Source organism: Sphingobacterium sp. UME9, from assembly GCF_014170215.1.
GTDB classification, from domain to species: domain Bacteria; phylum Bacteroidota; class Bacteroidia; order Sphingobacteriales; family Sphingobacteriaceae; genus Sphingobacterium; species Sphingobacterium paramultivorum.
Genome location: NZ_LZZP01000014.1, coordinates 289,279 through 313,673 on the forward strand (window position 1 = coordinate 289,279; position 24,395 = coordinate 313,673).

The following is a 24,395-nucleotide window of genomic DNA, read 5'->3' on the forward strand; positions in this document are numbered from 1 at the left end:
TTCTTTTTGTTTTAGCGTTCACCTATTTGTATTTGTCGTTCAAGCCCTTTTTAGCGAGGACCAACGGCTTAATTTTTTCAAGACGGGATTGTTTCGTTTTTTCTTGCTTGGCCTCATCGATATACTCGATGTATTCTTTCTGTTTTCCTGGTGTTAAAGCCCGGAAACTTTCCCCGAAGATCGGATCTGCCTGTAGCGCTTCTAATAATAGACCAGTGGGAGGCTTCGTTGGAGATTTAGTTGGTTTGAGCTCTTTTCCCTCGTCAATGGTTTGGATGGATTCTTGGATATAGGCGGCTATTTTTTCGATATCCATATCCATGACATCTTCAAAGCGCCATTGTCGTAATGCTTTCGTTTTTCCTTCGGAGGCACTGATGAGATGTTTATCCTGATCTGCTAAGAATACACCATTATAAAACCAGAGGGAAAAGAAATTTTTAAAGCCGCCCCAACCGATGACATTTTTTCCTTTATGAGTATAGATGTAACTCCCCCATTTGAATTCCTTTTTTAAGGAGGTTCGCAGGATGATTTGCTGCATGAGTTCTTCGGCCTCCTGCCAGTTCCCTCGGCTTTGGTACCAATTAGGGCCTTGTTTGTCTTTAAGCTTATCAATATTAAAATTGACAATATCGGTAATTATTTGTGTTGGAATGGGTTGATCCAATGGGATTTGTATCGCACCTTTTGTGGTTTTAAAATTTTTGAGTTCTGTAGCGAAGTACTCGATAGCAGCGGGTCCTGGATAGAGGCCCAAATGGTTTTTGTTCATCGCAAAATGTATGATATTACCCTTGTATCTGAAGGTCGGCATTTGATAAGAGATCGTTTCATCTGCAGAAGGAGGGACTAGGCCAGCAATAAGCTGTCTCACCTTGATCAGATATTCTTTTTTCTCCTCTTCAAATTGATTGATATATTCGTCTATTGTTGCGATGCTCGTTGCCATAATTTGTGTTATTCTTTGATTCTCGTATACTTATTTTCAATAAACTGTATCGTTTCGGACATAAGCTGATGGAGTATCTCTATATTGATGTCGCTTAATTTCTTGATGTATATGCAGGCTTTGCCTATTTTGAATTTCCCTAGCTGATCGACCAAATGTCGGTGCTCATCGGCACCGGTAAATACATAAAGGGAGATTGCTGATTTTCGGGGACTAAATCCGATCAAAGGAGCATAGCCTTCATGCCCACTTGCATAGGTATAATGATAGTTTCCAAATCCGATGATAGTTGGTCCGTACATTTTAGCCGGCTCACCCGTTGTGGTTTCCATAAGCTGTATCAGTGTTGCACTATCGATTTGTTTTTGTGGGTCGTCAACTGTTTTTATAAAGTCTTGGACAGATGCTTCGGTATATGCAGTTTTATTTTTTGCCATGTATAGTTGAAGTCTTTGCCGGATATTCGGATAACTTTAATTGAATATATTGTATTTGAAGTAATTCGATGAGCAGCTATTTTTAGATAGCACTATTTTTGGAACATAAAATCGAAAGCTCCAGTTCTCAGATTGATATCATATTCTAGATACGCTTTCATACACGCTAAAAAGTTGGCCCAACCTTCTGTTTGTCGCATCATAATTAGAATTCCATCTGCATCGTTGTTCATCTCGTGTTCTGTAATCTTTATGACCGTCGCGTTTTCTCCGAATGTGGATAGTGCAATTTCTACCAGTTGATTGGGAAGTCCTCCACTCCAGTCAAAAGAGATATAAGAATTGGGGCTGATGGTTTTTCCTGTTACGGGAAAACTGTCGGGAAATTCTGGAAATGTCCATTCTACCGTTTTATCTGTCTCTAGACGTCCAGTTGAAGATTTTATAAAATAGTGATTCATTTTATTAGGATCTACAATAGCCTCAAAAACTTCGCTGATTGGTTTCTGAATTTGGATGCTGGCTTTGGCGGTTAGTTTTTCCATATTAATTTAAAGTTTTAGACAAATATTCAATAAATACAGATAGCTTGTATCTGATTATGTTAAAAATATTTAAAAGATCTTTTGGTGACCATGGAGCAATCTATCGCTTAGATCACTGTTTATTTATTTTAAGATGTATATACGATATAAACATCCTATTAAAGAATAGGTTTTCTTTTTTGGGGGACTCGGATCAATATTTCCCCTAAAACGAACGAATTGTACACTAATAAAATGTAGTTTTAGATTATTTTTGATTATAGTTAAAATCGATCCTGTATTCCTTCCATTGGGTCGCCAGGAACGATAATTCAATAAATTTAGAAAGGGTGTCTGCCTGAAATCTTTCAGGTTGGATTTGCCATCTTCATAAAACCAAAGTTATGTTTAAAATCAAGTATTTTTTTCTTCTTATGCTTTCTTCGGGAATATTGTTTTCGAGCGCACAGATTAAAAATGTAAATGAGGGTAATGAGGCTTCAAATATGTTTAACGATGCGACAGCACGTGATAAAAATGCGATTGTTGAAGCAGAAACTGGTTGGTGGAAACAAGCAGCATTAACTCGTGAACAACGCCTAGAAAAATGGAAGGTAGCCTCATTTGGTATGTTTGTTCATTGGGGTGTTTATTCTCAATATGGAAATATTTGGAAGGGGAGGCCGGGAGGGGGCTATGCGGAGCATCTGATGCGTGTGATGAAAATCCCACGTAGTGAGTATCTTGATTCTGCACGTAGATTTAATCCTTTAAAGTTTGATGCAGAGGAATGGGTATTGTTGGCAAAAAATGCAGGGATGAGATATTTTATCATCACGGCTAAGCATCATGATGGCTTTGCGATGTACCCTTCTGCATTTTCAAGTGACTATTCATTGTCAAGCACCGCATTTAAAAGGGACCCATTGGCGGAATTAGCAGCAGCCTGCCATAAACATGGGCTTTTGTTTGGATTCTATTACTCGCATGCTTTTGATTGGGAGCATCCGGATGCTCCGGGTAATGACTGGGATTACAGTAATCCAGGTGGGGATAAATTGTTGGGTGGTACAAATTGGTTTGACAAACATCCCGAATGGTTGACAAAGGCCAGGCATTATGTAGATCAAAAGGCGATTCCACAGATTGAGGAACTTATTCAGCGCTATCATCCGGATTTGTTGTGGTTTGATACACCTCATAAGTTGCCGCTATCTGAAAACCTGAGAATTTTAAAGGCTATTCGAACAGCAGATCCGAATATCATAGTCAATGGTCGATTGGCGCGTACCGAGGAAAAGAATTATGGCGATTATCTGAATACGGCAGATCGACCTGAGGAGTATTATCCAGTTGCTTCTGGCGCTTATTGGGAGGCCATACCAACTACAAATGAATCCTATGGCTATTCGTCGACCGATAAGAGCCATAAACCGACCGCTCATTTTATCAAACTCTTAGCGAAGGCTAGGGCCATGGGTGGGAATATTCTAATGAATATTGGCCCCAAGGGTGACGGAAGCATCGACAGCGCTGATGTCGCTATTTTAAAGGGCTTAGGTCACTGGATGCGGGGGAGTAGTGGAAGTGTCATTGATGTTGGACCATCTCGTTTGCCTCGTCAGCCGTGGGGAGTCATTACCCAACGTAAAAATACCCTGTATTTGCACGTTTTCGAACGCCCTCTACGGAATGATCTGATTGTCGGTGGACTGATTGCTAAGGTTAATTCTGTTTCGTTATTGTCGGGAGAAACGATCAGAAAATATAGGTCCGACAAAGATGGACTGCATATTCCTATAGATCAAATAACGTCTCAGGATGATGACCTGGTTGTGGTGGTGCAATTGAAGGATACGATAACTAATCCAATAAATCCTGATTTAATGTATGTGGATCATAATATCAATAAAAATCGGCTACTGACCTTTTATGCAAAACAGATAGGTAGCCCGATGAAGTTTGGGGATGGTAAAAGGAATCGCTACTATGTGACGGGTTGGACTAGTTTAAGTCAGGGTTTGAGATGGGAAACGAATGTGTTAAATGGCGGACGCTTCAAGGTGGCTATACGGTATGTGAAAGATGTTGCAGGTACGGGAGGGAAGCTCGGCTTAAATTTAGGGGAAAAGAAGATTGATTTTACAATAGATCCGTCGTCTTCTGTCAGTTTGCGTGACAATCAACTTGAATTAGGTACGGTGGTATTGCCAAAAGGCAAGCAAATGATTGAATTAAGTGCCCATACTATAGCGGGGGCAGAAATGGTGAAGTTTTTGGAAGTAATATTGCTGCCCGAATAATTTGTATTGAGCTTAGTGAGCATCCGTCTTGCGGAATCGAGAGCCGTTCAAAACGCTACAGCTAAATACATTTCGGCCAGGTAGATCGCCTATATGATCTAGGTTGGTGCTATGTGCTCAGATAGCTCTTAAGGTAAAATACCGTAGAAATATCTTTCATAATCCATTCGCATTTTATTAAATTACACTAGTAAATATTAACCGCTATCGAAGGATTGCCATGGATCAAACCGCTAAAAGATCATCTCTTATTTTATATTTCTTTATCATGTTGTTTTCGCAATGTGCCATCGCCCAACAGACTTTCTCCTATGGAAGTTTCGGCAAGCTGAGCATGTACGCCCCGAAAGGTAAACCAAATGCCTTGGTGTTATTTGTTTCTGGAGATGGAGGGTGGCAGTTTGGGGTAATTAATATGGCTAAATTTCTAGCTGCACAGGGGGCGCTCGTCGCGGGTATCGACGCGAAGCATTTTGCTACTTCAATGGCACGTTCAAAAAAGGATTGTTATTATCCTGCTGCAGATTTCGAGCAGCTCAGCATGGCCCTCCAAAAGAAATATAAGTTTGAAAGCTATCAGAAACCCATATTGGTAGGTTACTCCTATGGGGCAACCCTGATCTATGGCTTGATTGCCCAGGCTCCGGCAGGTACCTTTCGTGGTGGGATTGCCTTAGGTTTCTGTCCAGATATCAATATTGCTAAACCACTCTGTAAGGGCAGCGGATTATCTTCCCATGTCTTAAAGCCCGGAAAAAGTTATTATCTGGATCGTAGCGAAAAGTTGGCCGCTCCGTTTTGGGTACTTAATGGTGTAAAAGATCAGACCTGCCCCTTTAACGCCACAGCAGATTTTCTTAAAGGGATAGAAAATGTCCAATTGGTCAGCTTGCCTAAAGTAGGGCATGGCTTCTCCATTGCCGATAATTGGCTGCCCCAGTTCCGGATGGCTTTTCAGAAGTTGCAGGTGGCGGGCCAGCCTAGCCAAAATACAGGCGTACTCAAAACGGATATGCCCATTGAGATACTGGAACCCAAGAGCTCTACAAGGGAATTGATGTTTATGATTTCTGGCGATGGTGGTTGGACCAGTTTCGACAGGGAGTTGGCCAGTGCTTTTGCGACAAAGGGGATCAAAGTGATTGGCTTGGATGCACAGAAATATTTTTGGAATGCAAAGACACCAGAACAGACGACAAAGGAAGTGTCCGAGATCTTGACCTATTTTCAGGAAAGGGAACCTAATATCACTTTTTCGATAATGGGTTATTCTTTTGGGGCCTGTGTGATACCCTTTATCGCCAACCGCCTTCCCGAGAAGTTGAGAAAAGCAACCAATGGATTGGTTTTGTTATCGCCAGATGATCAGGCCGATTTTGAGATCCATGTGGCGGACATGCTAAGTTTAGGTGATCGTAGCGAACCTTATGATGTAGTTGCGGAGTTGAAAAAAGTAAGTCTACACAAACTGTGTATTTTTGGTTTCGGGGAAGATAGCGAGATTGCAGCGAAGTTTAGAAATACAGGAGCACCTGTAGAAATTTTGCCTGGAGGTCACCATTTTGATAATGATTACGAAGCCATTGTGGCTAAGGTGATCAGCTCCATAGCGATCAAATAACCAAGTTTCATCATATACCTAGCCTAATGATGAAACATTCACTTAAGGCTAATGATTATTATTTCAAGGAAATTTTGGCTTTTCTATTCTTTTACTAACGGTATCTTCTTGGAGGGCTTGCCGTGCTAGAGGTCTCGCTGATCGATGTATTGAGGTCTTTTTGCATGAGCAATATTGATTCGATCACTGTGATGGTGCTTTACCCGGCCCATTTCTGAGCCTTGAGAAGATCAATTTTTAGACAGTAATTAGTCAGTCATTATTCAGTTTATACTGAACTATCATTGAGCCACTGAACTAGAACTGAACAAACACTGTAATAAGCCCTACTTTCGTCCCTATTTGATCCTAATTTGTTGCAGCTAAAAATTAAAAAAGAAAAGGACTACTCTTAGATGACAAAACGATCGTTATTGTGGGGTAATAGAACATTTTGGGATGTAGATTAACATGTTCCGATCAAACCCTGTTTACACTTCTTTCGGGTTCAAATACCGATAAAGCAAAAAAAGCTAATCGTAAGATTAGCTTTTCTTTTGTGATCCCGCTGGGATTCGAACCCAGGACCCATACATTAAAAGTGTATTGCTCTACCAGCTGAGCTACGGAATCCTTTCTGTTTTTGAAAGTGATGCAAAGGTAGAAAAATAAGTTATTTGTGCAAAATGTTTTTGTCTTTTTTATTGATTAAAGTTGTAACTGTTTAAAAATTACTGAATTATTTTTTGTTAAAAAAGCCTTTTAGGAAACTTGCGGATAGGATTGGTTCGTATAGAGGCTGTTTCTTGGAACGAGTGGGCGTATTTTTAATGCAGGATAGCCATAAAAAAAGTCAGCTAATTGCTGACTTTTTTATTCTGTAGGGTCGTATTGATAACATTATTCAGTTACCACTCCCATTTTACTAAACTTATCAATTCTTTCAGTAACTAATGTATCGCTATCTTTAGCTGTCAATTCAGCAAGATCTTTCAACAGCTGGCTTTTTAGATTAGCCGCTGCTGCCGCAGGATCTTGGTGAGCACCACCTAGCGGTTCAGGGATAATACCATCAATCAAGCCGTTGCCCAACATGTCTTCTGAAGTCAATTTTAATGCCTCAGCGGCTTTTTCTTTATGATCCCAGCTTCTCCATAGGATAGAAGAACAAGATTCAGGTGATATGACCGAATACCAGGTATGTTCCATCATGTAGACTCTGTTTCCAACACCAATACCCAAAGCTCCACCTGAAGCTCCCTCACCAATAACAACGCAAATGATCGGAACTTTCAATACAGCCATCTCCATGAGGTTACGTGCAATCGCTTCACCCTGTCCGCGTTCTTCAGCTTCAAGTCCTGGATAAGCACCCATCGTATCAATTAACGTGATCACAGGTTTATTGAACTTTTCCGCCATTTTCATTAAACGTAGGGCTTTTCGGTAGCCTTCAGGGTTGGCCATTCCAAAGTTGTGGAATTGACGCTCTTTGGTGTTTTTACCTTTTTGGTGACCGATGATCATAACGGCATTACCATCAATAGAAGCCATACCACCGACGATCGCTTTATCATCCTTAACGGTTCTATCACCATGCAACTCGATAAATTCGTCGCAGATCGCTTCTATATAATCATAAGTCTGAGGGCGATCCGGATGGCGTGACATTTGAACGTTCTGCCAGCCTGTTAAATTGCCGTATATTTCTTTTTCAGTAGAAGCAAGCTTTTCTTCAAGCTCACGAACGGTTGCGCTCATGTCAACTTGAGTTTTTTCGGCAACTTGAGTTACCTTTTCAATTTGCAATTGCAAGTCTGCAATTGGCTTTTCAAAATCAAACGTGGTTTTCATATATCTATTTTATGAAAATATTCAGAGGGCTAATTTAGCGCATTTTTTCTGAAATTAAAATTAGGGAGGATAATATCATTGGAATTCCTTTGTTACATTTGCGTTATAATCGTACTGGTGGCTTAGTTTTTGATTGTAGGCCTGTGAAAAATGTTGACTTATGCTGAAAAAATATTTTTACTTTCTTTTGTTACTGATCTTACCTACACTTGTTCGATCAGAAAGTTATCCTGAGGTTTTATTTGACAATAGTGTTATCAACGGGAGTTATGCTAAGAGTATCGCTCATTATACTGGTGAATCATGGATCCAAAATGTAAGCTATAGCCTACCAGTTTCTGATAGCTTGTTTTTTACGCCAGGCAATTCGCTTTCTTTGCGGTACGTTTCTTCTCCTAATGGTAAATGGGAGGCAAGTATTTTAAACGATAAACAGAAATTTCCCTATTTAATTGCCAAGGATGATCAGCTAACTTTTAAGCTTTTTATTCAAAGCAATACTGAAAAGGGACAATTGCCAAAAGTCACCTTACAGCAAAATGATACGAGGACGAATGCTGTGGATATCGCAAATTATATCGATGATTTTGCTTATGATACTTGGCTTAATGTTTCCATTCCAGTCGCTAAATTTGTAGGAATTTCATTAGGGAAGCCTGTTTCGGCTTTAATTTTGGAACAGAATGGAACTGCACTGCAGACAAATCAATTATTTATCGATCAAATAGAGTTTTTGCCCAAAAACTATCCAAAGGTAAGACTGTCATCAGCAGCTATCTTATCTAAGATCAGTTCCGTGGATAAACAAGTGGAGTTGGTCTGGCAATTGCCGCTAACACCAAGTATTCGCTATGTGAAAATCTACCGTTCGGAAGATAAACTCAATTTTCAGCCAATAGCAATTTTACCCATCTATGTGCAGAAGTCGCTAGATAGGGTAAATGAATATAACAAATCTTATTATTACAAGATCGCTTGGGTAGACTATAATTACGTTGAATCTCCTTTTTCTGAGGTTAGGGAGGTACAGACAAAAAAAGGTACGGATACGGAGATGTTGAATTTTATCCGGAATGCTCATGTGAATTATTTTATAGACAACTATGATGTGAATAGTGGTATGTTTCTGCCTGATCGAGGCAATAGACAGGCTATTGTATCTACAAATGAAACTGGCTATGCGATCTTGGGTTTGCTTGTGGCTGGAGAGAATAACTTGATCTCGCGACAAGCTCTCTTGGTCAGGTTAACACGGATTGTGAAATTTTTGAGTAGTGCACAACAACATCAAGGGGTCTTTACGGCGCTTTACGATGGCCGGTCGGGGGTGCCTTATTATCGCGATTCAATTCCAACGTACGATTTGCGCGGAACCTCCCATATCATGGAATCGCTTTTAATCGCTCGCCAATATTTTTCTAAAGAGGATCCTGAGGAACAGACCTTGAGAAATAATATTACGAAGCTCTGGGAACGCATAAATTGGAACTATTTTACAGACGCACAAAATCCTGATGTACTCTGGAATAAGTGGTCACCTGTAGACAGTACAGCTAGATCGAGGCCTTTGGGGGGATTTAACGAGAGTTTGGGCACCTATTTACTGGCGATGTCTTCACCTACCCACCCTTTAGCTATTTCAGCTTATATCAATGGATTTGCAACCAAACATAAAGGCAACGAATTGTATTTTGGGGATGAGTCCAATGATTTAGCTCCTGAACTCAAAATGAAATTAAATGATTCTTTAGCGCGTTCAATAAGTGCAAACCCTTTAGTTGGCGACATGGGAAATGCCGGAATTTCGATCTACTCCGACGACAAAGTTATTTTTGCCAAGAGTATTGCGGGCGGCAGTTTAAATGAATCATTGATGTCTGTTTATCGTCCCTTTTTGATTATGGATCCTAAAGGGAAAGTAGATGATTTTGTAGATTACAAGAAATATTTGTCGAATTATATTCTTGCCTATAAACGGAGAGATAATGAAATGAGTATAGGGACACGATTTACAGATATTTGGGGCGTGGAAAATGTGGAAGATACATATCAGGGGTATTTGGTGAATCCTGCGATATCTATTGCAGCTTACCCATTTGAAAAGGAGATTGGTCTAAAAGCATTGCGTAAATTTTACGAAGAATACGCTGATGTGTTATTTACACAATATGGTTTCAGAAGCTGGATTGATATTAAAAACAACGATGTTTCTGAAAGCTATCGTGCGAGGAATCAGGCAACGATTGCCGTGATGATCGAGAATGCAAATTCAGGCATGATTTGGAAATTGTATGAGAATATTCCTGAGGTAAAAAAGACTTTAGAAAAAGTATATACCAAGAAATAGATTTGTTACGTTAGATATGACGTAGAAGGGATGTCATATTGGACTTTTTTCGCTATATTTACGTGCTTAAATCGATATTAAATACGTTAGAAACGACATGCTTAGAAAAATTAATTTGGGAATTTTAACCTTATGTGCAAGTTTATCGTTATTTTCCTGTAAACAACAAGCTATTGTAGTCAATCCAGGTGCAGTTGTAACAAAAGATGGAACTGATGATGGTTTGAAAAATGTGAAGAAGGATTTTAATGACGCGAAAAGAACTGATGAAGGGATTAAGTTTAGTATATCGTCTGATTTATTGTTTCCAACAAACTCTTCTTACCTATCTGAGAAGGCAAAAACTGAAGTTAGTAAATTGGCGTTGATCTTAAAGGAAAGTAATAATAAGATCAAAGTCGATGGGTATACTGATGCTACGGGTACTGTTGAGTATAATCAGTGGCTTTCCGATAAAAGAGCAGCGTCTGTTAAGAAGTTCTTGGTAGATTCAGGGGTTGCTGATTCGCGCATCACGGCAAAAGGTTTCGGTCAGTCAAATCCAGTTGGAGATAATAAAAGTCCGGAAGGACGTCAAAAAAATAGAAGAGTGGAAGTTACTATTTTAGATAAAAAATAGTTTATCAGACCAATTCTTAATATAAAAAAAGCGAGATATTTAAGATATCTCGCTTTTTTTATGCAGTTATATAGCGGTTTTATACCGCTGTATATGGTCTCCCGAAACAAGGTATTTTAAAACAGGAGACACCGGAATGGGTGCTGTTCTGCTGGAATTGCTTTCGATAAAATCCGGGCCTAAGACAAATAGCGTTGAAAAAGATGAATTTAGAGGAAGAAGATAATAGACAGAAGCCAATTTTTCGGGAAGCCATGTGGTTTTGGTTTGTGTTAGGTTGGATAAGTTTTGGTGGAACAACAGGCCATGTGACCATTATGCACGATTTTTTGGTCGAAAAGAAAAGATGGGTAAGTAACAGGAAGTTTTTTCAGGCGCTCAATGCATGTATGTTGTTACCGGGACCGGAAGCGCATCAATTGACGATTTATTTAGGATGGAAGCTGCACGGCGTAAAAGGTGGTGTGTTGGCCGGGGTATTTTTTATTGTTCCCTCACTGCTTATTATATGTGGACTCAGTACGCTATATGCACACTATGGCAACTCCGCATTGCTTATTGCTTTATTTTCGGGTTTAAAACCTGCAGTGCTAGCGATCATTATATTTGCAACCTTTCGGGTAGGGCAGAAATCTCTTGTCAGCACATGGCATTATTTGGTAGCATTGGCCGCTTTTTTTCTGTCGTATTTTGTTGGGGTTCCAATGCCCTGGATTATTGTGGGGGTGATCGCTGTTGGTCTATTACTATATACAATCTTGTCAAAAACTTCCCAAATTGATGCTAATCGTGAAAATGAAGATAAGCAGTTTGAATCTGCTTATTATATCAATACGCTCGAAACACTTCCTTCCGTATCCTACCGTCGTATTTCTCTTCAGGTTCTGCTGTTTTTCTTACTATGGTTGATTCCGTTGACCATTTTGCTGTTTTTTACCATCGATACTGAATTTTGGAAGACACTTTCTTTTTTATTTACAAAGTCCGCTTATTTGACGATTGGAGGTTCTTATACCGTCATTCCCTATGTTGCGGCCCTTGTGACAGAGAAATTGTTTTGGCTTTCGAAGAGCCAGATGATAGATGGATTTGCTCTTGCAGAGACGACCCCGGGGCCTTTAGTGGTTGTTTTGGCCTATGTTGGTTTCATGGCTGGCTTCAATCATTTTCATCAGTCCTATCTCATGGCAGCAATAGGTTTGATCGCGACAGCATATTTTACTTTTTTGCCAAACTTTGCCTTGATTTTTGTTGGGGCGCCACTGATCGAACGGGCCCAAAAAAATACATGTATACAATTTATCCTATCTTTAGTGACGGCATCGGTGGTTGGTGTAATCGTTAATTTAGCCTGTTATTTAGGTTTAGGAATTCTATTTCCAAGTGGTGTCAGTTCTTGGTATGCCATTGAGCCGATGGCTCTGGTTTGGGTGCTATTCTCACTTTTTCTTTTATTCAAGTATAAAATAGGCATGTTGAAACTTATATTGTTGAGTTTGGCCTATGGCTTTCTCTTATTTTTATGGCGATAAAATAAAATGTCCATTGGCTGATGAGCTTCGCAAGCAAGTTTATTAAAGATTGAAGGGAGTCTTGTGAATTTGATAGAGCCATTCGAGGTAACATACGCGCATAAACAAGAAAAGCCCATCGTTAGATGAGCTTTCTTGTACCTAGGGCGGGAATCGAACCCGCACTCCCTTAACGGGAACAGGATTTTAAGTCCTGCGTGTCTACCAGTTCCACCACCTAGGCAGGTGAGCGAAAAACGAGATTCGAACTCGCGACCCCAACCTTGGCAAGGTTGTGCTCTACCAGCTGAGCTATTTTCGCATTGGAATTTTATTTCAATTTTCAAAAGAACCTTGCGTTCCTTTTTGGTGATGCAAATATAGAGCGAAAATTTAATATTGCAAAATATTTATTTACTTTCTTTCTGTGTTTTTTATAACTCCTTTGAATTCAGTGTGGAAAAAATTAAATCACTCTCAAATCCGCGGGATAGCGCAAACTGATAAACTTTGTTTTTCACTGCATAGTGGTTCTTACCACTAATTTCACGGAGTTTTTTGTCAATGATATGATTTAAGATTTGTTCATATTCATCTAGATCGATTTGCTTAAATGCAATTTTTATCAATTGTTCGGAGACCTTTTTTGCTTTGAGTGCCTGCTTGATTTTTACTTTACCCCAGCCTTTCATGCGGAGTTTTCCGTTACAGTAGGCAATAGCAAAGCGTTCTTCATTTAAAAAATTATCGCTGATCAAATTGGCCAATACATTTTCGACTTCTTCTTCGTTTAGTCCCCAGCTGTAGAGCTTATCGCGTACTTCTTGCTGTGCGCGTTCTTGATAGACGCAATAGCTTTCCGCTTTCAACTGCGCCTGATGCTGCGTTAATATCTTCTTGTTTCTTTTTTCTTCGTCAAACATATTGTCAAAATTTCAAAAATAATATGAAATAACTAAAAAAATGTTCAGTTTTGACACAATCAAAATATATCAGGAGAATGTACAAAATATCGGAAATCGCCCAGATTTTACATCCCAATCGCACATTTATCACGGATCCCAATTCTTTTGTCCAGCATTTATTTTATGACAGCCGTAAAATTGCCCAGGCGGACAACGGGATTTTTTTTGCACTTCAGAAGAACAGAGATGGTCATCGGTATATCCGGGAAGCCTACGAAAAAGGAGTTCGTAACTTTGTGCTTCAGGCCGATGAGGGACAGGAAATGGAGCTTTTGGAAGCTAATATTCTTTGGGTAGCGGATAGTTTAGTTGCTATGCAGGAGCTGGCAACTTTTCATCGTCAGAAATTTGATTATCCTGTCATCGGAATTACTGGGAGCAATGGCAAAACGATTGTAAAAGAGTGGCTTTTCCAGCTTATGTCTCCTGAATATAAGATTTACCGGAGTCCTAAGAGCTATAATTCTCAACTTGGTGTGGCTTTGTCCTTGTGGGGATTGTCCGATCAGTATAATCTTGCGCTAATCGAAGCGGGAATTTCAGAAAAAGGGGAAATGCTGCGCCTTGAGCAGATGATAAAACCAACTATAGGACTATTGACCAACATCGGTGTTGCCCACAAAGCTGGTTTTAAATCTAAAGAGGAAAAGATCTATGAAAAGCTCGAGCTTTTTAAAAATGTTGAAACCATGATTTTTCCAAATAGTTACCTCGAAAATATTCAATTGCCATATAGACCACGAAAATTTTCCTGGGGGCTTGATGAGGGCCTTTCTTTGGAAGTGTATTCCATCAAGCAGGTTAACGACCGATTTACTATGGTCACGTTCTATTATGCCGGTCGCACCTTTGCTGTTGAAGTACCGTTTGTGGATAAAGGAAATGTTGAGAACGCGATAAATTGTGTAGCGGTGATGCTGCGTTTTGGTTATGAAAATGAAGTGATCGCAGCGAGGATTAAAGAGCTGCAGCCAGTGGCGATGCGTCTTGAGTTAAAAAAAGGAAAAAAGAATAGCTCAATTATCGATGACTCGTATAGTAATGATCTAGATGCACTGCAGATTGCCCTGGAGTTTTTAAATCAGCAGGGACAGCATCCGTTCAAGATGTTGATATTGTCGGATATCCCTGGTGTCCATATCGAAGATGAAAAAAGTTTGTCCAAGCTGAAACGTTTGCTTAGTGAGTATCGTTTGGATAAATTGATATTGATAGGTGAAGTGTTGCCTAAAGTGGCAGCACAATTTGAAGTGCCTTCTATTTCATATAGCGATACAACTGCTTTCTTGGCCGATATTAGGTCGCTTTCTTTTGAAAATGCCACGGTATTATTGAAAGGAGGACGTGAGTTTCATTTTGAACGTATCAGTCAGCTTTTAGTTGCAAAATCACATGATACAGTGCTTGAAATAAATTTGAATGCACTGGAGAATAATTTGAACGTATATCGACAGCTGCTGCCGAAACAGGTGAAGTTGATGACCATGGTCAAAGCTTTTTCTTATGGTAGTGGAAGCTTCGAGATAGCAAACCTTTTGCAATTTAATCGGGTGGATTATCTGACTGTTGCTTTTGCGGATGAGGGAGTTGATTTGCGTGGTGCGGGTATAAAATTACCTATTGTGGTGATGAGCCCTGATGAAAGTTCTTTTGAGTCCATTGTTCAGTATAACCTTGAACCGGAAATTTATAGCTTTAGAATATTGTTTTCTTTTTTGAATTTTCTGAAAACGAAACAAATAGCTTCTTTTCCGATTCATATTAAAATAGATACAGGTATGCATCGGTTGGGTTTTATGCCTGACGAGGTCGATCGTTTAATAGCTGTGTTACGTACGGAAGCGATTTTAGAGGTTAAATCTGCATTTTCCCACTTAGCGTCTGCAGGTAATGAACAGGATAAGGAATTTACACAGCGACAAATTGATCTGCTGGATGAGTTTACAAAGCGTCTCGAAAGTGGTATAGGATATTCTTTTCTACGTCATATTGCAGCAACATCGGGTATTGAATTGTGGCCGAATGCGTATTTTGATATGGTTAGGTTGGGGATAGGTCTCTATGGTATCGATATTGAGCGCCATGATTTACCCATTAGGGAGGCGAGTACCTTGAAAACGAATGTGACACAAATTAAATACCTCCCAGCAGGTGAAACCGTAGGTTATAATAGGCACGGCGTCCTGTATAGAGACAGTAAGATTGCGACAATTAAAATTGGTTATGCGGACGGTTACGATAGGCGTTTTGGTAACGGTGTCGGTAAAATGTTGATAAACGGTTTTTTAGTCCCTACTATAGGAGATATATGTATGGATATGTGTATGTTGGATGTAACGGATGTGGAAGTTGGAGAGGAAGATGAAGTTATCGTTTACCCTGATATAAAGTCAGCGGCGAAGGCTATAGGGACGATTCCTTATGAATTGCTGACGAGTATTTCCCAACGCGTAAAAAGAGTATATTTTTATGAATAATAAAGGATATTCTGCATTTTTGAATAATATTTTATTTTCAATTCATGTTTAGTAAATTAATCAGAGGATTTATTAATTATTTGATACGAGGTGTCCTGGTAGTGGTTCCTCTTGCTGGTGCTATTTTTTTAATAGTTTGGATTGTTGCATCAGTTGATTCGGCATTGAATCTAACTGAACATTTTTTGGAGGATGATAGGGGGCACCCCTTGTATATTCCAGGAATAGGTATTCTGACCGTTATTTTGGTATTGGTTTTGGCGGGGCTTATTTTTACAAATTTTGTTACAGACCCCATTAAAGTGTGGATTAATCATCAGATCCAGCGGATTCCACTTTTAAATACATTATATTCTTCGATTAAAGATTTTACGGAGGCCTTTGTTGGTGATGCAAAGAAATTTAATGAACCTGTCTTGGTGACGGTGAATGAGTTTGGTCTGAAGAAGATAGGTTTCTTAACGCAGCATGATTTAAAAAGCATTGGGCTTGAAGAAGATGTTATGGTGTATTTTCCATATTCCTACTCTTTTGCAGGACAGGTTGTTATTATCAGTGCAGACAAGGTCAAAAAATTAGATATGTCTCCAACAGATGCCATGAAACTCGTTGTTTCCGGTGGTGTGAGCGGGATAGCCCATTAGTCGGCTTTCATATCGGTTAAGTAAAAATGCTGGAAGTCGTTGTATGATTTCCAGCATTTTTATTTTTGCTTATTCTGTCTTTCTACTTGTGCGACTTTTCCAATTTATACGTCCACGTTGTTATTGGTTTAGGACATTGTTATTGATTTTTTTTCTGCCCTAAAGTGGGATTTACAGGAGGGATTGGAATATAGCCGTCATCTCCAGGTACTTTTGGAAATTCATGATTTTCCCATTTTTCGCGCGCTATTTTTAATGTTTCAATGTCTGAAGCGACGAAGTTCCAGTCGATATATCGTTGTTCAGGAAAAGGTTCACCACCAAAAATGTAAACTGAAGTACCCGCCTTCATTTCGAATTCACATAGTTTCGCATCCTTGGCAACTAAAATCTGTTTTGGACCGAATTCCTGGCCTTCCGCATGAACAGTTCCATGAAGGATATATAATCCACTTTCGCCATATAGGTGATCGCCCAGTTTGATGGTCGCATCTTGTTCTGCTTTGATTTCAATAAGATATAATGGACTATATACGGGAACCTCGGAACGATGGTTTTTAATTTCACCTGCAATTAAACGATAAGATACACGGTCTTCGGTCCAATGTGGAAGCTGCGGTTCTTCTATGTGAACAAAATTAGGCTCCATTTTTTCGAGTTCTTTTGGTAGGGCCACCCAAATCTGCAGTCCATGTAGGTCGTGCGGCGTCGATCTCAGCTGTTCGGGAGTTCTTTCGGAATGTGTAACACCCTTACCTGCCGTCATCCAATTGACTGCTCCAGGTTTGATCTCCACGGCATTTCCTAAGCTGTCACGGTGCATAATGCTACCTTCGAATAGATAAGTCAATGTGGATAACCCGATATGCGGATGTGGAGCAATATCCATAAAGTGCGGTTCGGCAATGTTATCTGGTCCCATGTGGTCGATAAAGATAAAAGGGCCGACCATACGTTTCTGCCTGAAAGGCAGAAGTCGCCCAACTAAGAAATTGCCTATGTCAGCGGCTCTTTCTTCAATAACTATTGCAATATTTGACATAATGTTTCCTTATTTTTGTGTTTCTAATCTACAGCAATTTAAGAAATGTCGAGTATAATCAATCGTTTTTTGGGTAAAAAGAGTGTAAGAAATGAAGAGCTTTTGGCACTGGCGGATAGGTTGTCTTTTAGGAACAGTCAGCTGGACAGTTTTTTGATAGGGCATTTTATACAACATAACAAAATAGATCCAGTGGAGTATTTTGCTTTTCAAGAGCAGTTGCTTAAGCTTCATGTTGACCGATTTGAGGCTATGCAGGTAGAGCTTAACTTGTTGAACCAATATTTGCAGTTGGCTGAGCGTTTTCTTCCAGCAGGTTTTTCAGTCAAATGGGAAAATAAGCTACACTCTCAGGATGAAATTATGTTGCCGCCGCTCATTCTTTTTCCTGTGGTACAGCATGCTGTTGAAAATGGTTATAATACGATGTCTTCTCATCCTGTTCGGATACGATTATCGGGCTCATCAAAGCTGATTATGCTGGAAGTGAGTTATCGCGTGAACCATTACCTGGAAAGCCAGTTTAGCAGCACATTGATACGTGATTTTCGACAGCGATTGGACTATCTTTTTCCGGAAAAACATAATTTGCTGATGAATAGTAACAGCAATACTTCTCGAATAACCTTAACTATCCAGCTTTAGATGATATTGAAGTGTTTTAATGCATTCCAGATGCCATTTTCATCAACGCTGTCTGTTATATAATCTGCAATTTCCTTAACCTCGGGATTTGCATTACCCATAGCAATTCCAATATGGGTGTGCGCTAGCATGGTAATATCATTTCCGCCGTCGCCAAATGACATGGTTTCTTCCAAGGTGAAGTTGAAATGGTCTAAAAAAACATCTATTCCAATTTTTTTGCTTTGCCCCATAGGATTGACATCAGCAAAAATGGGCGTCCATCTCGAAGCAACTGAATTTGGCATCACATTTTCCATGAATTCAGCTTCTTCTTCAGGATTGATGAAAACATTGACCTGCATAACTGAGTCAAGATCAAAATTCTGTTCGTAATCCCGAACTGGTGGGGTGGGGACATTGACCTGCTGGTACATTTGGAATACCTCCGGTGTAACCTGGTTCAAGGAAATTTCTTTTTCAGACATGAATGAAAAAGTCAGGTCTTCACGCTTTTTAGCATAATCTAATAAGGAGCGAATGTCTTTTTGAGGAATGTTATTTTTATAAATGACGTCCTGTTCCTTCGTGACGCAATACCCGCCATTGAAGGTGATATATCCATCAAAATCGAGGTAACGAATATGCCCCAGCTGATTGTAGGACCTTCCTGTTGAAACAAATACCTTGATGTTTTTTTCTTTTAATAATTGAAATGCCTGTTGAGTAGATTCGGGAACTTGATGTGTTTTGAAACTTAGCAAAGTTCCATCGATGTCAAAAAAAATAGCTTTAATCATGGATTTTTGGGTCAAAATCAAATATACTAAATACTTGGGATAGTGTAACTATTACAATATTAAATTTGAGGTGTTTTATCGCCTAATAGTGCTTATCTCGTTTTTAATTGTATTGAGGATAAGTATGCCCAAATGGAAGACAGTCGGTCTGTAGATGTTAAGTTGCGGTTCTAGATGAAAATTTTTACCACACTTGGTGGAGATAAGTCAACATCAACCGCATAATTAAGAGGAAATAAAACCAGAGATAAAAGGGAATTAAAAGGAAGATTATAGGTATTCATCCGAATGAAGTCCGAATGAGGTCCCTATAAAGTCCCTATGAAGTACGTGTTAAAGGAGCTGTAAATTTGATGTTGGCATAATGTTGGATCTTTTGATATACATGATAAGAAAGAGCTCGAGGGCTTGATGATTTGGCCTGATATTGACTTTTTCGAGGCGCATAAAAAAAGGAAGATCGAGGAGTTTATGATCCTGTTTCTTATTAAAGCGTAGCTAGCGGCCGGTATCGTCTGAAGCTAGATTTTCTTTAGTGGATTTTCGCAAAAATCTGACACAATCTTCTCTAATAATTTCGTAAATTTCAAGTTCAAAAAAATGTAAATTGTCTTGCATTTAATGTATTGTATTAAAGAGGGTTAGAATTTTATGTATATTATTTTCGATACGGAAACGACGGGTTTGCCTAAGCGTTGGGACGCACCAATTACCGATACGGACAATTGGCCTCGCTGTATTCAGTTGGCTTGGCAAATTCATGATGAGATGGGAAATTTGGTCGAACATCACGATTTCTTGATTAAGCCAGATGGATTTGATATACCCTATGACTCTGAAAAAATACACGGCATATCGACGGCATTGGCAGAAGAGCAGGGGGTGCCGCTTCAGGAGGTCCTAGAGAAATTCAATGTGGCATTGAATAAAGCCAAGTTTGTTGTTGGACAAAATATTGGTTTTGATTTGAATATCATGGGCTGTGAATTTTACCGTTATAGTGTTGCGTCTAATATGGCTAATATGCCTGTATTAGATACCTGTACGGAAGTAACAGCTGAACTCCTGAAAATTCCAGGCGGTCGCGGTGGGCGCTTTAAATTACCCAATTTGACCGAGCTGCATTCCTATTTATTTGGAGTGCCGTTTGCTGAGGCACATAATGCAACAGCCGACGTTGAGGCGACAACACGTTGTTTTCTGGAGCTTGTCAGAAGAGAGGTTTTCACTACTGAGGAACTTCAGGTCGATACGGGCTACTTTGTCGATTTTAAAACCAACAATCCGGGTCCTATACCCACTGTTGGACTGAAACATATCAACTTAAAAGCAGCTTCTGATGATATTAGAAAACGGTCTCAGCCAGATGAAGTCAAGGTTGTCGTTGATGCGGACGCGTTAGCAGCTTTAAAGGATGCCAAATTTGCCCATTTACATAACCACTCTCAGTTTTCGATCCTGCAGTCGACGATGTCGTATGATAAGTTAGTTTCGGCAGCGGTCAAGGATAATATGCCTGCTGTTGCGTTAACCGACCACGGAAATATGATGGGGGCTTTTGAGTTTGTTTCTCGTGTTATAGGCCATAATAAAGAAGTTGAAGCGCAAAATGCGGAGGCTGTTGAAAATGGACAGGAACCTACTGGTCAGCTTTTAAAGCCAATTGTTGGTTGTGAATTTTTTGTTTGTGAAAACCACAAAGATAAGTCGAGGAAGGATAATGGTTATCAGATTGTGTTATTAGCGAAAAATAAACGCGGGTACCATAATCTGGCTAAACTGGCTTCTTTTGCTTATACGTCCGGGTTCTATTATGTTCCGCGGATTGATAAGGATCTTATTCTTCAATATAAAGAAGATGTTATCGCTTTGTCAGGTAACTTACAAGGCGAGGTGCCGAATAAAATACTGAATATTGGTGAGAGCCAGGCCGAAGAAGCCTTGCTGTGGTGGAAAGAACAATTTGGGGATGATTTTTATCTTGAATTGATGCGTCATGGTCAGGAAGATGAAGATCGTGTGAACCAAACGTTGCTGAAGTTTTCCCGTAAATATGAGGTTAAAACTGTTGCGACCAATAATACGTATTACGAGAAGAAAGGCGATGCGCATGCACATGATATTTTGCTGTGTGTGAAAGATGGTGAAAAGCTCTCAACGCCAAAAGGTAGGGGACGAGGGTTCCGTTTTGGCTTACCGAATCAGGAGTATTATTTCAAGTCTTCGGATGAAATGAAGGCTCTATTTAAAGATTTGCCCGAAGCGATTTTAAATATCCAGGAGATTGTCGATAAGATAGAGATATTTAAGTTAAACCGAGATGTCCTTTTGCCTAAATTTGATATACCCGAAGAATTTCAGGTGGAAGCCGATCTTGAAGATGGTGGAAAACGTGGTGAAAATAAATACCTGGCCCATCTTTGTTATGTGGGGGCTGAGAAACGCTATGAAGAAATTACGACTGATATTCGAGATCGCCTAGACTTTGAGTTGGCTACCATTGAGAAAACAGGGTATCCAGGTTACTTTTTGATTGTTCAAGATTTTATTGCGGCAGCCCGAGATATGGGTGTCTCTGTGGGGCCAGGACGGGGATCTGCAGCTGGTTCAGCGGTGGCCTATTGTTTGGGAATTACCAATATCGATCCGATTAAATATGACTTGCTTTTCGAGCGTTTCTTAAATCCTGACCGTGTATCCATGCCCGATATTGATATCGATTTTGATGATGAGGGGCGTGGACGGGTTATGCAATATGTAATTAATAAATATGGTGCTAGTCAAGTTGCCCAGATTATTACCTACGGTACAATGGCTGCAAAGTCATCTATCAAAGATACAGCCCGTGTATTGGATTTACCTTTAGGGGATGCCAATGAAATTGCCAAGCTGATTCCGAATCTTAAATTATCCAAGATTTTTACTTTAGATGACGCCGGCTTAAAGGAAAAGCTGAGGACTGAGGAAATTGAAGCTGTTAATAGATTGAAATCTATTGCTGATGGTGCTGGATTGGAAGCTGAAACGATCAGACAGGCCCGGGTTTTGGAGGGGTCTGTACGAAATACAGGTATCCATGCCTGTGGTGTTATTATTACGCCAGACGATATTACTAATTTCGTTCCTGTTTCTTTGGCAAAAGACTCGGATCTTTATGTGACGCAGTTCGATAACCACGTTGTTGAAAGTGCCGGTTTGCTGAAAATGGACTTTTTGGGTTTAAAGACACTGACACTGATAAAAGATACGGTCGAAAATGTCAAATTAAGCCATGGTATCGTGCTGGATCCGGATCAATTTCCGATCGACGATGAGCTTACCTATGAGCTCTTTCAACGTGGAGAGACCATAGGGGTGTTTCAGTATGAATCTCCTGGAATGCAGAAGTACATGCGAGACCTTAAGCCGACGGTATTTGCCGATTTGATTGCGATGAATGCACTCTATCGTCCGGGCCCAATTGAGTATATCCCAAGTTTTATTAAGCGGAAGCATGGTATAGATCCTATTGTTTACGATTTGGATGCCTGTGAGGAATATTTGAAAGAAACTTATGGAATTACGGTATACCAGGAGCAGGTAATGCTTTTGTCTCAAAAGTTAGCTGGATTTTCGAAAGGTGATGCCGACGTTTTGCGTAAGGCCATGGGTAAGAAGCAAAAAGCTGTACTGGATAAGATGAAGCCTAAGTTTGTTTCGCAGGCAGAGGAGAAAGGGCATAATGCAAAAGTTCTGGAGAAGATCTGGACCGACTGGGAAGCTTTTGCAAGTTATGCATTTAATAAATCCCATTCTACCTGTTATGCTTGGGTTGCCTATCAAACAGCCTATTTGAAAGCGCATTTTCCGGCGGAATATATGGCTGCCGTACTTTCTAATAACATGAATGACATCAAGCAGGTGACATTCTTTATGGAGGAATGTAAACGTATGGGACTAGAGGTACTTGGTCCTGATGTGAATGAATCTTATTATAAGTTTACGGTAAATGAATCTGGAGCTATTCGTTTTGGGATAGGTGCGGTTAAAGGTGTCGGGGCAGGAGCAGTAGATGCTATCGTGCAAACTCGACAATCAGGATTGTATAAATCTGTTTTCGATATGGCCAAACGGATTGATCTTCGTGCGGTCAACAAGAAAGCTTTCGAGAGTCTGGCTTATGCTGGTGGTTTTGATAGTTTCGATAATACGCATCGTGCACAGTATTTTCATTCGGATGAAAGTTCTACAGGAATGGAAAAGGCGATACGATTCGGCCAGCGTTTTAAAGAAAATGAAAGTTCGGCCCAGGCGAGCTTGTTTGGTGTAGGTGGTGCTGCAGAATTGCCGGAACCTGTTTTGGCACCCTGTCCGCAATGGGGATTGATTGAAAAGCTTAAGTATGAAAAAGATGTTATCGGTATTTATTTGACCAGTCACCCCTTAGATACATACCGGTTTGAGATTGAACATTTTTGTCAGAATTCGGTTTCAGATTTGGCATTGATCAATAAGGTTAAGGCGGCAGAGGTCGATGAAGAGACTTTGCTTGAGTTTAATCGGATCAAGAATAAAGAATTGGTGATTGGTGGCATTATCGCATCGGCAAACCATCGGTTGACAAAGACTGGTAAGCCTTTTGCTTCGTTTATCATAGAAGATTATAGTGATTCTTATGATATGGCAGTTTTTGGCGAAGAATACGTCAAGTTGAAGGGATATTTGCAAGAGGGCTATTTTGTGCAATTACGGGGTTTGGTACAGGAACGTTTCAGGCAGGTTGGAAATTGGGGCTTTGAGCTGCGCAGTGTACAGTTGCTTTCCGATCTTCGTGAGAAGATGGCAAAGAGTTTTACGATTAATATTCCTTTACCTAAGTTGAACGAGGCATTTCTTGACGGAATCAAAGATATACTGGCGCAAAATGAGATTGAGGGGGTTGTGCCAAATTGTCAATTAAAGTTTAAAATTTGGGATCCCCAAGATGAAATATCTGTCGAAATGCCAGCTAAAAGTCTGAAAATAAACCTAACAAATGAATTTTTGGACTGTATAGATAAGTTTGAAGGGATAAATTACCGATTGAATTAGTTTGGATTGGAATTTGTGTAATTAAGATTACAAATACATTGGTAGTTGTTACTATCTTTGTTTATTGATTTTAGCAATTAAATAGTATTAAAGATATAACTTCGGTTTATAAAATTAAAAGATTATGGCATTAGAAATTACAGATAGCAACTTTGAAGAAGTTGTCTTAAAAGCAGACAAACCAGTATTAATTGATTTTTGGGCAGAATGGTGTGGTCCTTGCCGTATGGTAGGTCCTGTGGTTGAAGAACTGGCTAAGGATTATGAAGGTAAAGCTGTTGTAGGAAAAGTAAATGTGGATGAAAATCCAGAGATTTCTGTTCGTTATGGCATTCGTAATATTCCAGCTTTATTGTTCTTTAAAAATGGAGAAATAGTTGATAAACAAATTGGAGCTGTTCCAAAATCAGTATTGAACGAGAAATTAGAAAAACAATTAGCATAACTTAGTTAAATAATAAAAAAAGCCTGAAATATTATATTTCAGGCTTTTTTTTGTTTTTAAAATCCAATTTTTTGATTTTATATCGAATTTTAGTTGTTTTATGCCTGTATTTTATTTGTTTTAGTGTGATTTTATGTATTTATATTGTTTTTTAACATTGTAATGTGTTGTATTTTTTGTG

Annotated in this window: 17 protein-coding genes and 3 tRNA genes; 10 read left to right on the forward strand and 10 right to left on the reverse strand. The window is 39.6% G+C overall.

Annotated features, from left to right (window positions below):
• Window positions 1-22: 22 nt before the first annotated feature.
• The 3 genes from A9970_RS28570 to A9970_RS28090 all read right to left on the reverse strand — a co-directional run bounded on the left by A9970_RS28570 (window position 23) and on the right by A9970_RS28090 (window position 1,934).
• The gene (locus A9970_RS28570; protein WP_220801717.1) at window positions 23-952 is read right to left on the reverse strand and encodes a DUF1801 domain-containing protein; all 930 of its coding nucleotides are present in this window, start codon (window positions 950-952) and stop codon (window positions 23-25) included.
• Between the two features lie 8 nt (window positions 953-960).
• Complete coding sequence (locus A9970_RS28085) at window positions 961-1,389, reverse strand: DUF1801 domain-containing protein (protein ID WP_088162799.1); 429 nt, start codon at window positions 1,387-1,389, stop codon at window positions 961-963.
• A 92-nt stretch (window positions 1,390-1,481) separates the two neighbouring features.
• Entirely contained in the window at window positions 1,482-1,934 is a 453-nt protein-coding gene (locus A9970_RS28090; RefSeq protein ID WP_182984466.1) for an SRPBCC domain-containing protein, read from the reverse strand.
• A gap of 383 nt (window positions 1,935-2,317) precedes the next feature.
• Here A9970_RS28090 and A9970_RS28095 point away from each other — a divergent pair, with 383 nt between their 5' ends.
• Both A9970_RS28095 and A9970_RS28100 read left to right on the forward strand, forming a co-directional pair.
• A complete protein-coding gene (locus tag A9970_RS28095; RefSeq protein WP_182984467.1) occupies window positions 2,318-4,216 on the forward strand; it encodes an alpha-L-fucosidase in 1,899 nt (632 codons plus the stop codon).
• A gap of 268 nt (window positions 4,217-4,484) precedes the next feature.
• Window positions 4,485-5,837, forward strand: coding sequence for an AcvB/VirJ family lysyl-phosphatidylglycerol hydrolase (locus tag A9970_RS28100; RefSeq protein ID WP_182984468.1), 1,353 nt, complete (start codon window positions 4,485-4,487; stop codon window positions 5,835-5,837).
• A gap of 539 nt (window positions 5,838-6,376) precedes the next feature.
• Here the strand turns inward: A9970_RS28100 and A9970_RS28105 are convergent.
• Together A9970_RS28105 and A9970_RS28110 are read right to left on the reverse strand one after the other, a co-directional pair.
• Window positions 6,377-6,449: transfer RNA gene (locus A9970_RS28105), tRNA-Lys, on the reverse strand.
• 267 nt (window positions 6,450-6,716) lie between these two features.
• Window positions 6,717-7,670, reverse strand: coding sequence for an acetyl-CoA carboxylase carboxyltransferase subunit alpha (locus A9970_RS28110; RefSeq protein WP_153844744.1), 954 nt, complete (start codon window positions 7,668-7,670; stop codon window positions 6,717-6,719).
• Window positions 7,671-7,830: 160 nt separating this feature from the next.
• Here A9970_RS28110 and A9970_RS28115 point away from each other — a divergent pair, with 160 nt between their 5' ends.
• The 3 genes from A9970_RS28115 to chrA all read left to right on the forward strand — a co-directional run bounded on the left by A9970_RS28115 (window position 7,831) and on the right by chrA (window position 12,168).
• Window positions 7,831-10,017: a glucoamylase family protein gene (locus tag A9970_RS28115; protein WP_182984469.1), complete on the forward strand. Its 2,187-nt coding sequence runs from the start codon at window positions 7,831-7,833 to the stop codon at window positions 10,015-10,017.
• 97 nt (window positions 10,018-10,114) lie between these two features.
• Window positions 10,115-10,636, forward strand: a complete 522-nt coding sequence (locus A9970_RS28120) for an OmpA family protein (RefSeq protein WP_153844742.1) — start codon at window positions 10,115-10,117, stop codon at window positions 10,634-10,636.
• Window positions 10,637-10,839: 203 nt separating this feature from the next.
• Window positions 10,840-12,168, forward strand: coding sequence for a chromate efflux transporter (gene chrA, locus A9970_RS28125; protein WP_182984470.1), 1,329 nt, complete (start codon window positions 10,840-10,842; stop codon window positions 12,166-12,168).
• A gap of 138 nt (window positions 12,169-12,306) precedes the next feature.
• On the opposite strand, the gene A9970_RS28130 is transcribed toward chrA, so the two are convergent.
• From A9970_RS28130 to A9970_RS28140, 3 genes are all read right to left on the reverse strand, one after another.
• Window positions 12,307-12,391: transfer RNA gene (locus A9970_RS28130), tRNA-Leu, on the reverse strand.
• A gap of 5 nt (window positions 12,392-12,396) precedes the next feature.
• A tRNA-Gly gene (locus A9970_RS28135) sits at window positions 12,397-12,469 on the reverse strand.
• Window positions 12,470-12,581: 112 nt separating this feature from the next.
• Window positions 12,582-13,070, reverse strand: a complete 489-nt coding sequence (locus A9970_RS28140; protein ID WP_182984471.1) for a regulatory protein RecX — start codon at window positions 13,068-13,070, stop codon at window positions 12,582-12,584.
• Between the two features lie 77 nt (window positions 13,071-13,147).
• On the opposite strand from A9970_RS28140, the gene A9970_RS28145 reads away from it, so the two are divergent.
• Together A9970_RS28145 and A9970_RS28150 are read left to right on the forward strand one after the other, a co-directional pair.
• Window positions 13,148-15,589, forward strand: coding sequence for a bifunctional UDP-N-acetylmuramoyl-tripeptide:D-alanyl-D-alanine ligase/alanine racemase (locus A9970_RS28145; RefSeq protein WP_182984472.1), 2,442 nt, complete (start codon window positions 13,148-13,150; stop codon window positions 15,587-15,589).
• A 44-nt stretch (window positions 15,590-15,633) separates the two neighbouring features.
• On the forward strand, window positions 15,634-16,233 hold the full coding sequence (locus A9970_RS28150; protein WP_153847741.1) for a DUF502 domain-containing protein: 600 nt from the start codon (window positions 15,634-15,636) through the stop codon (window positions 16,231-16,233).
• 139 nt (window positions 16,234-16,372) lie between these two features.
• Here A9970_RS28150 and A9970_RS28155 read toward each other — a convergent pair whose 3' ends face one another.
• Window positions 16,373-17,275, reverse strand: a complete 903-nt coding sequence (locus A9970_RS28155; protein WP_182984473.1) for a pirin family protein — start codon at window positions 17,273-17,275, stop codon at window positions 16,373-16,375.
• 45 nt (window positions 17,276-17,320) lie between these two features.
• Between A9970_RS28155 and A9970_RS28160 the strand changes: the two genes are divergently transcribed.
• On the forward strand, window positions 17,321-17,920 hold the full coding sequence (locus tag A9970_RS28160; RefSeq protein WP_182984474.1) for a hypothetical protein: 600 nt from the start codon (window positions 17,321-17,323) through the stop codon (window positions 17,918-17,920).
• On the opposite strand, the gene A9970_RS28165 is transcribed toward A9970_RS28160, so the two are convergent.
• Window positions 17,917-18,699, reverse strand: coding sequence for a Cof-type HAD-IIB family hydrolase (locus A9970_RS28165; protein ID WP_182984475.1), 783 nt, complete (start codon window positions 18,697-18,699; stop codon window positions 17,917-17,919). The two genes, A9970_RS28160 and A9970_RS28165, sit on opposite strands and share 4 nt — an antisense overlap.
• Before the next feature lie 651 nt (window positions 18,700-19,350).
• Between A9970_RS28165 and dnaE the strand changes: the two genes are divergently transcribed.
• Window positions 19,351-23,769 carry a DNA polymerase III subunit alpha gene (gene dnaE, locus A9970_RS28170; RefSeq protein WP_182984476.1) on the forward strand — a complete coding sequence of 1,473 codons (4,419 nt, stop codon included), beginning with the start codon at window positions 19,351-19,353 and terminating at the stop codon, window positions 23,767-23,769.
• 124 nt (window positions 23,770-23,893) lie between these two features.
• The gene (gene trxA / locus A9970_RS28175) at window positions 23,894-24,214 is read left to right on the forward strand and encodes a thioredoxin (RefSeq protein WP_046671752.1); all 321 of its coding nucleotides are present in this window, start codon (window positions 23,894-23,896) and stop codon (window positions 24,212-24,214) included.
• Window positions 24,215-24,395: the final 181 nt, after the last annotated feature.

Coding starts and splice junctions, on each gene's coding strand:
- A9970_RS28110 (WP_153844744.1), bottom strand. CDS start 7,670: ATGAAAACCACGTTTGATTTTGAAAAGCCAATTGCAGACTTGCAATTG.
- A9970_RS28570 (WP_220801717.1), bottom strand. CDS start 952: ATGGCAACGAGCATCGCAACAATAGACGAATATATCAATCAATTTGAA.
- A9970_RS28100 (WP_182984468.1), top strand. CDS start 4,485: ATGTTGTTTTCGCAATGTGCCATCGCCCAACAGACTTTCTCCTATGGA.
- trxA (WP_046671752.1), top strand. CDS start 23,894: ATGGCATTAGAAATTACAGATAGCAACTTTGAAGAAGTTGTCTTAAAA.
- chrA (WP_182984470.1), top strand. CDS start 10,840: ATGAATTTAGAGGAAGAAGATAATAGACAGAAGCCAATTTTTCGGGAA.
- A9970_RS28085 (WP_088162799.1), bottom strand. CDS start 1,389: ATGGCAAAAAATAAAACTGCATATACCGAAGCATCTGTCCAAGACTTT.
- A9970_RS28090 (WP_182984466.1), bottom strand. CDS start 1,934: ATGGAAAAACTAACCGCCAAAGCCAGCATCCAAATTCAGAAACCAATC.
- A9970_RS28120 (WP_153844742.1), top strand. CDS start 10,115: ATGCTTAGAAAAATTAATTTGGGAATTTTAACCTTATGTGCAAGTTTA.
- A9970_RS28140 (WP_182984471.1), bottom strand. CDS start 13,070: ATGTTTGACGAAGAAAAAAGAAACAAGAAGATATTAACGCAGCATCAG.
- A9970_RS28095 (WP_182984467.1), top strand. CDS start 2,318: ATGTTTAAAATCAAGTATTTTTTTCTTCTTATGCTTTCTTCGGGAATA.
- A9970_RS28165 (WP_182984475.1), bottom strand. CDS start 18,699: ATGATTAAAGCTATTTTTTTTGACATCGATGGAACTTTGCTAAGTTTC.
- A9970_RS28155 (WP_182984473.1), bottom strand. CDS start 17,275: ATGTCAAATATTGCAATAGTTATTGAAGAAAGAGCCGCTGACATAGGC.
- A9970_RS28160 (WP_182984474.1), top strand. CDS start 17,321: ATGTCGAGTATAATCAATCGTTTTTTGGGTAAAAAGAGTGTAAGAAAT.
- A9970_RS28150 (WP_153847741.1), top strand. CDS start 15,634: ATGTTTAGTAAATTAATCAGAGGATTTATTAATTATTTGATACGAGGT.
- dnaE (WP_182984476.1), top strand. CDS start 19,351: ATGTATATTATTTTCGATACGGAAACGACGGGTTTGCCTAAGCGTTGG.
- A9970_RS28115 (WP_182984469.1), top strand. CDS start 7,831: ATGCTGAAAAAATATTTTTACTTTCTTTTGTTACTGATCTTACCTACA.
- A9970_RS28145 (WP_182984472.1), top strand. CDS start 13,148: ATGTACAAAATATCGGAAATCGCCCAGATTTTACATCCCAATCGCACA.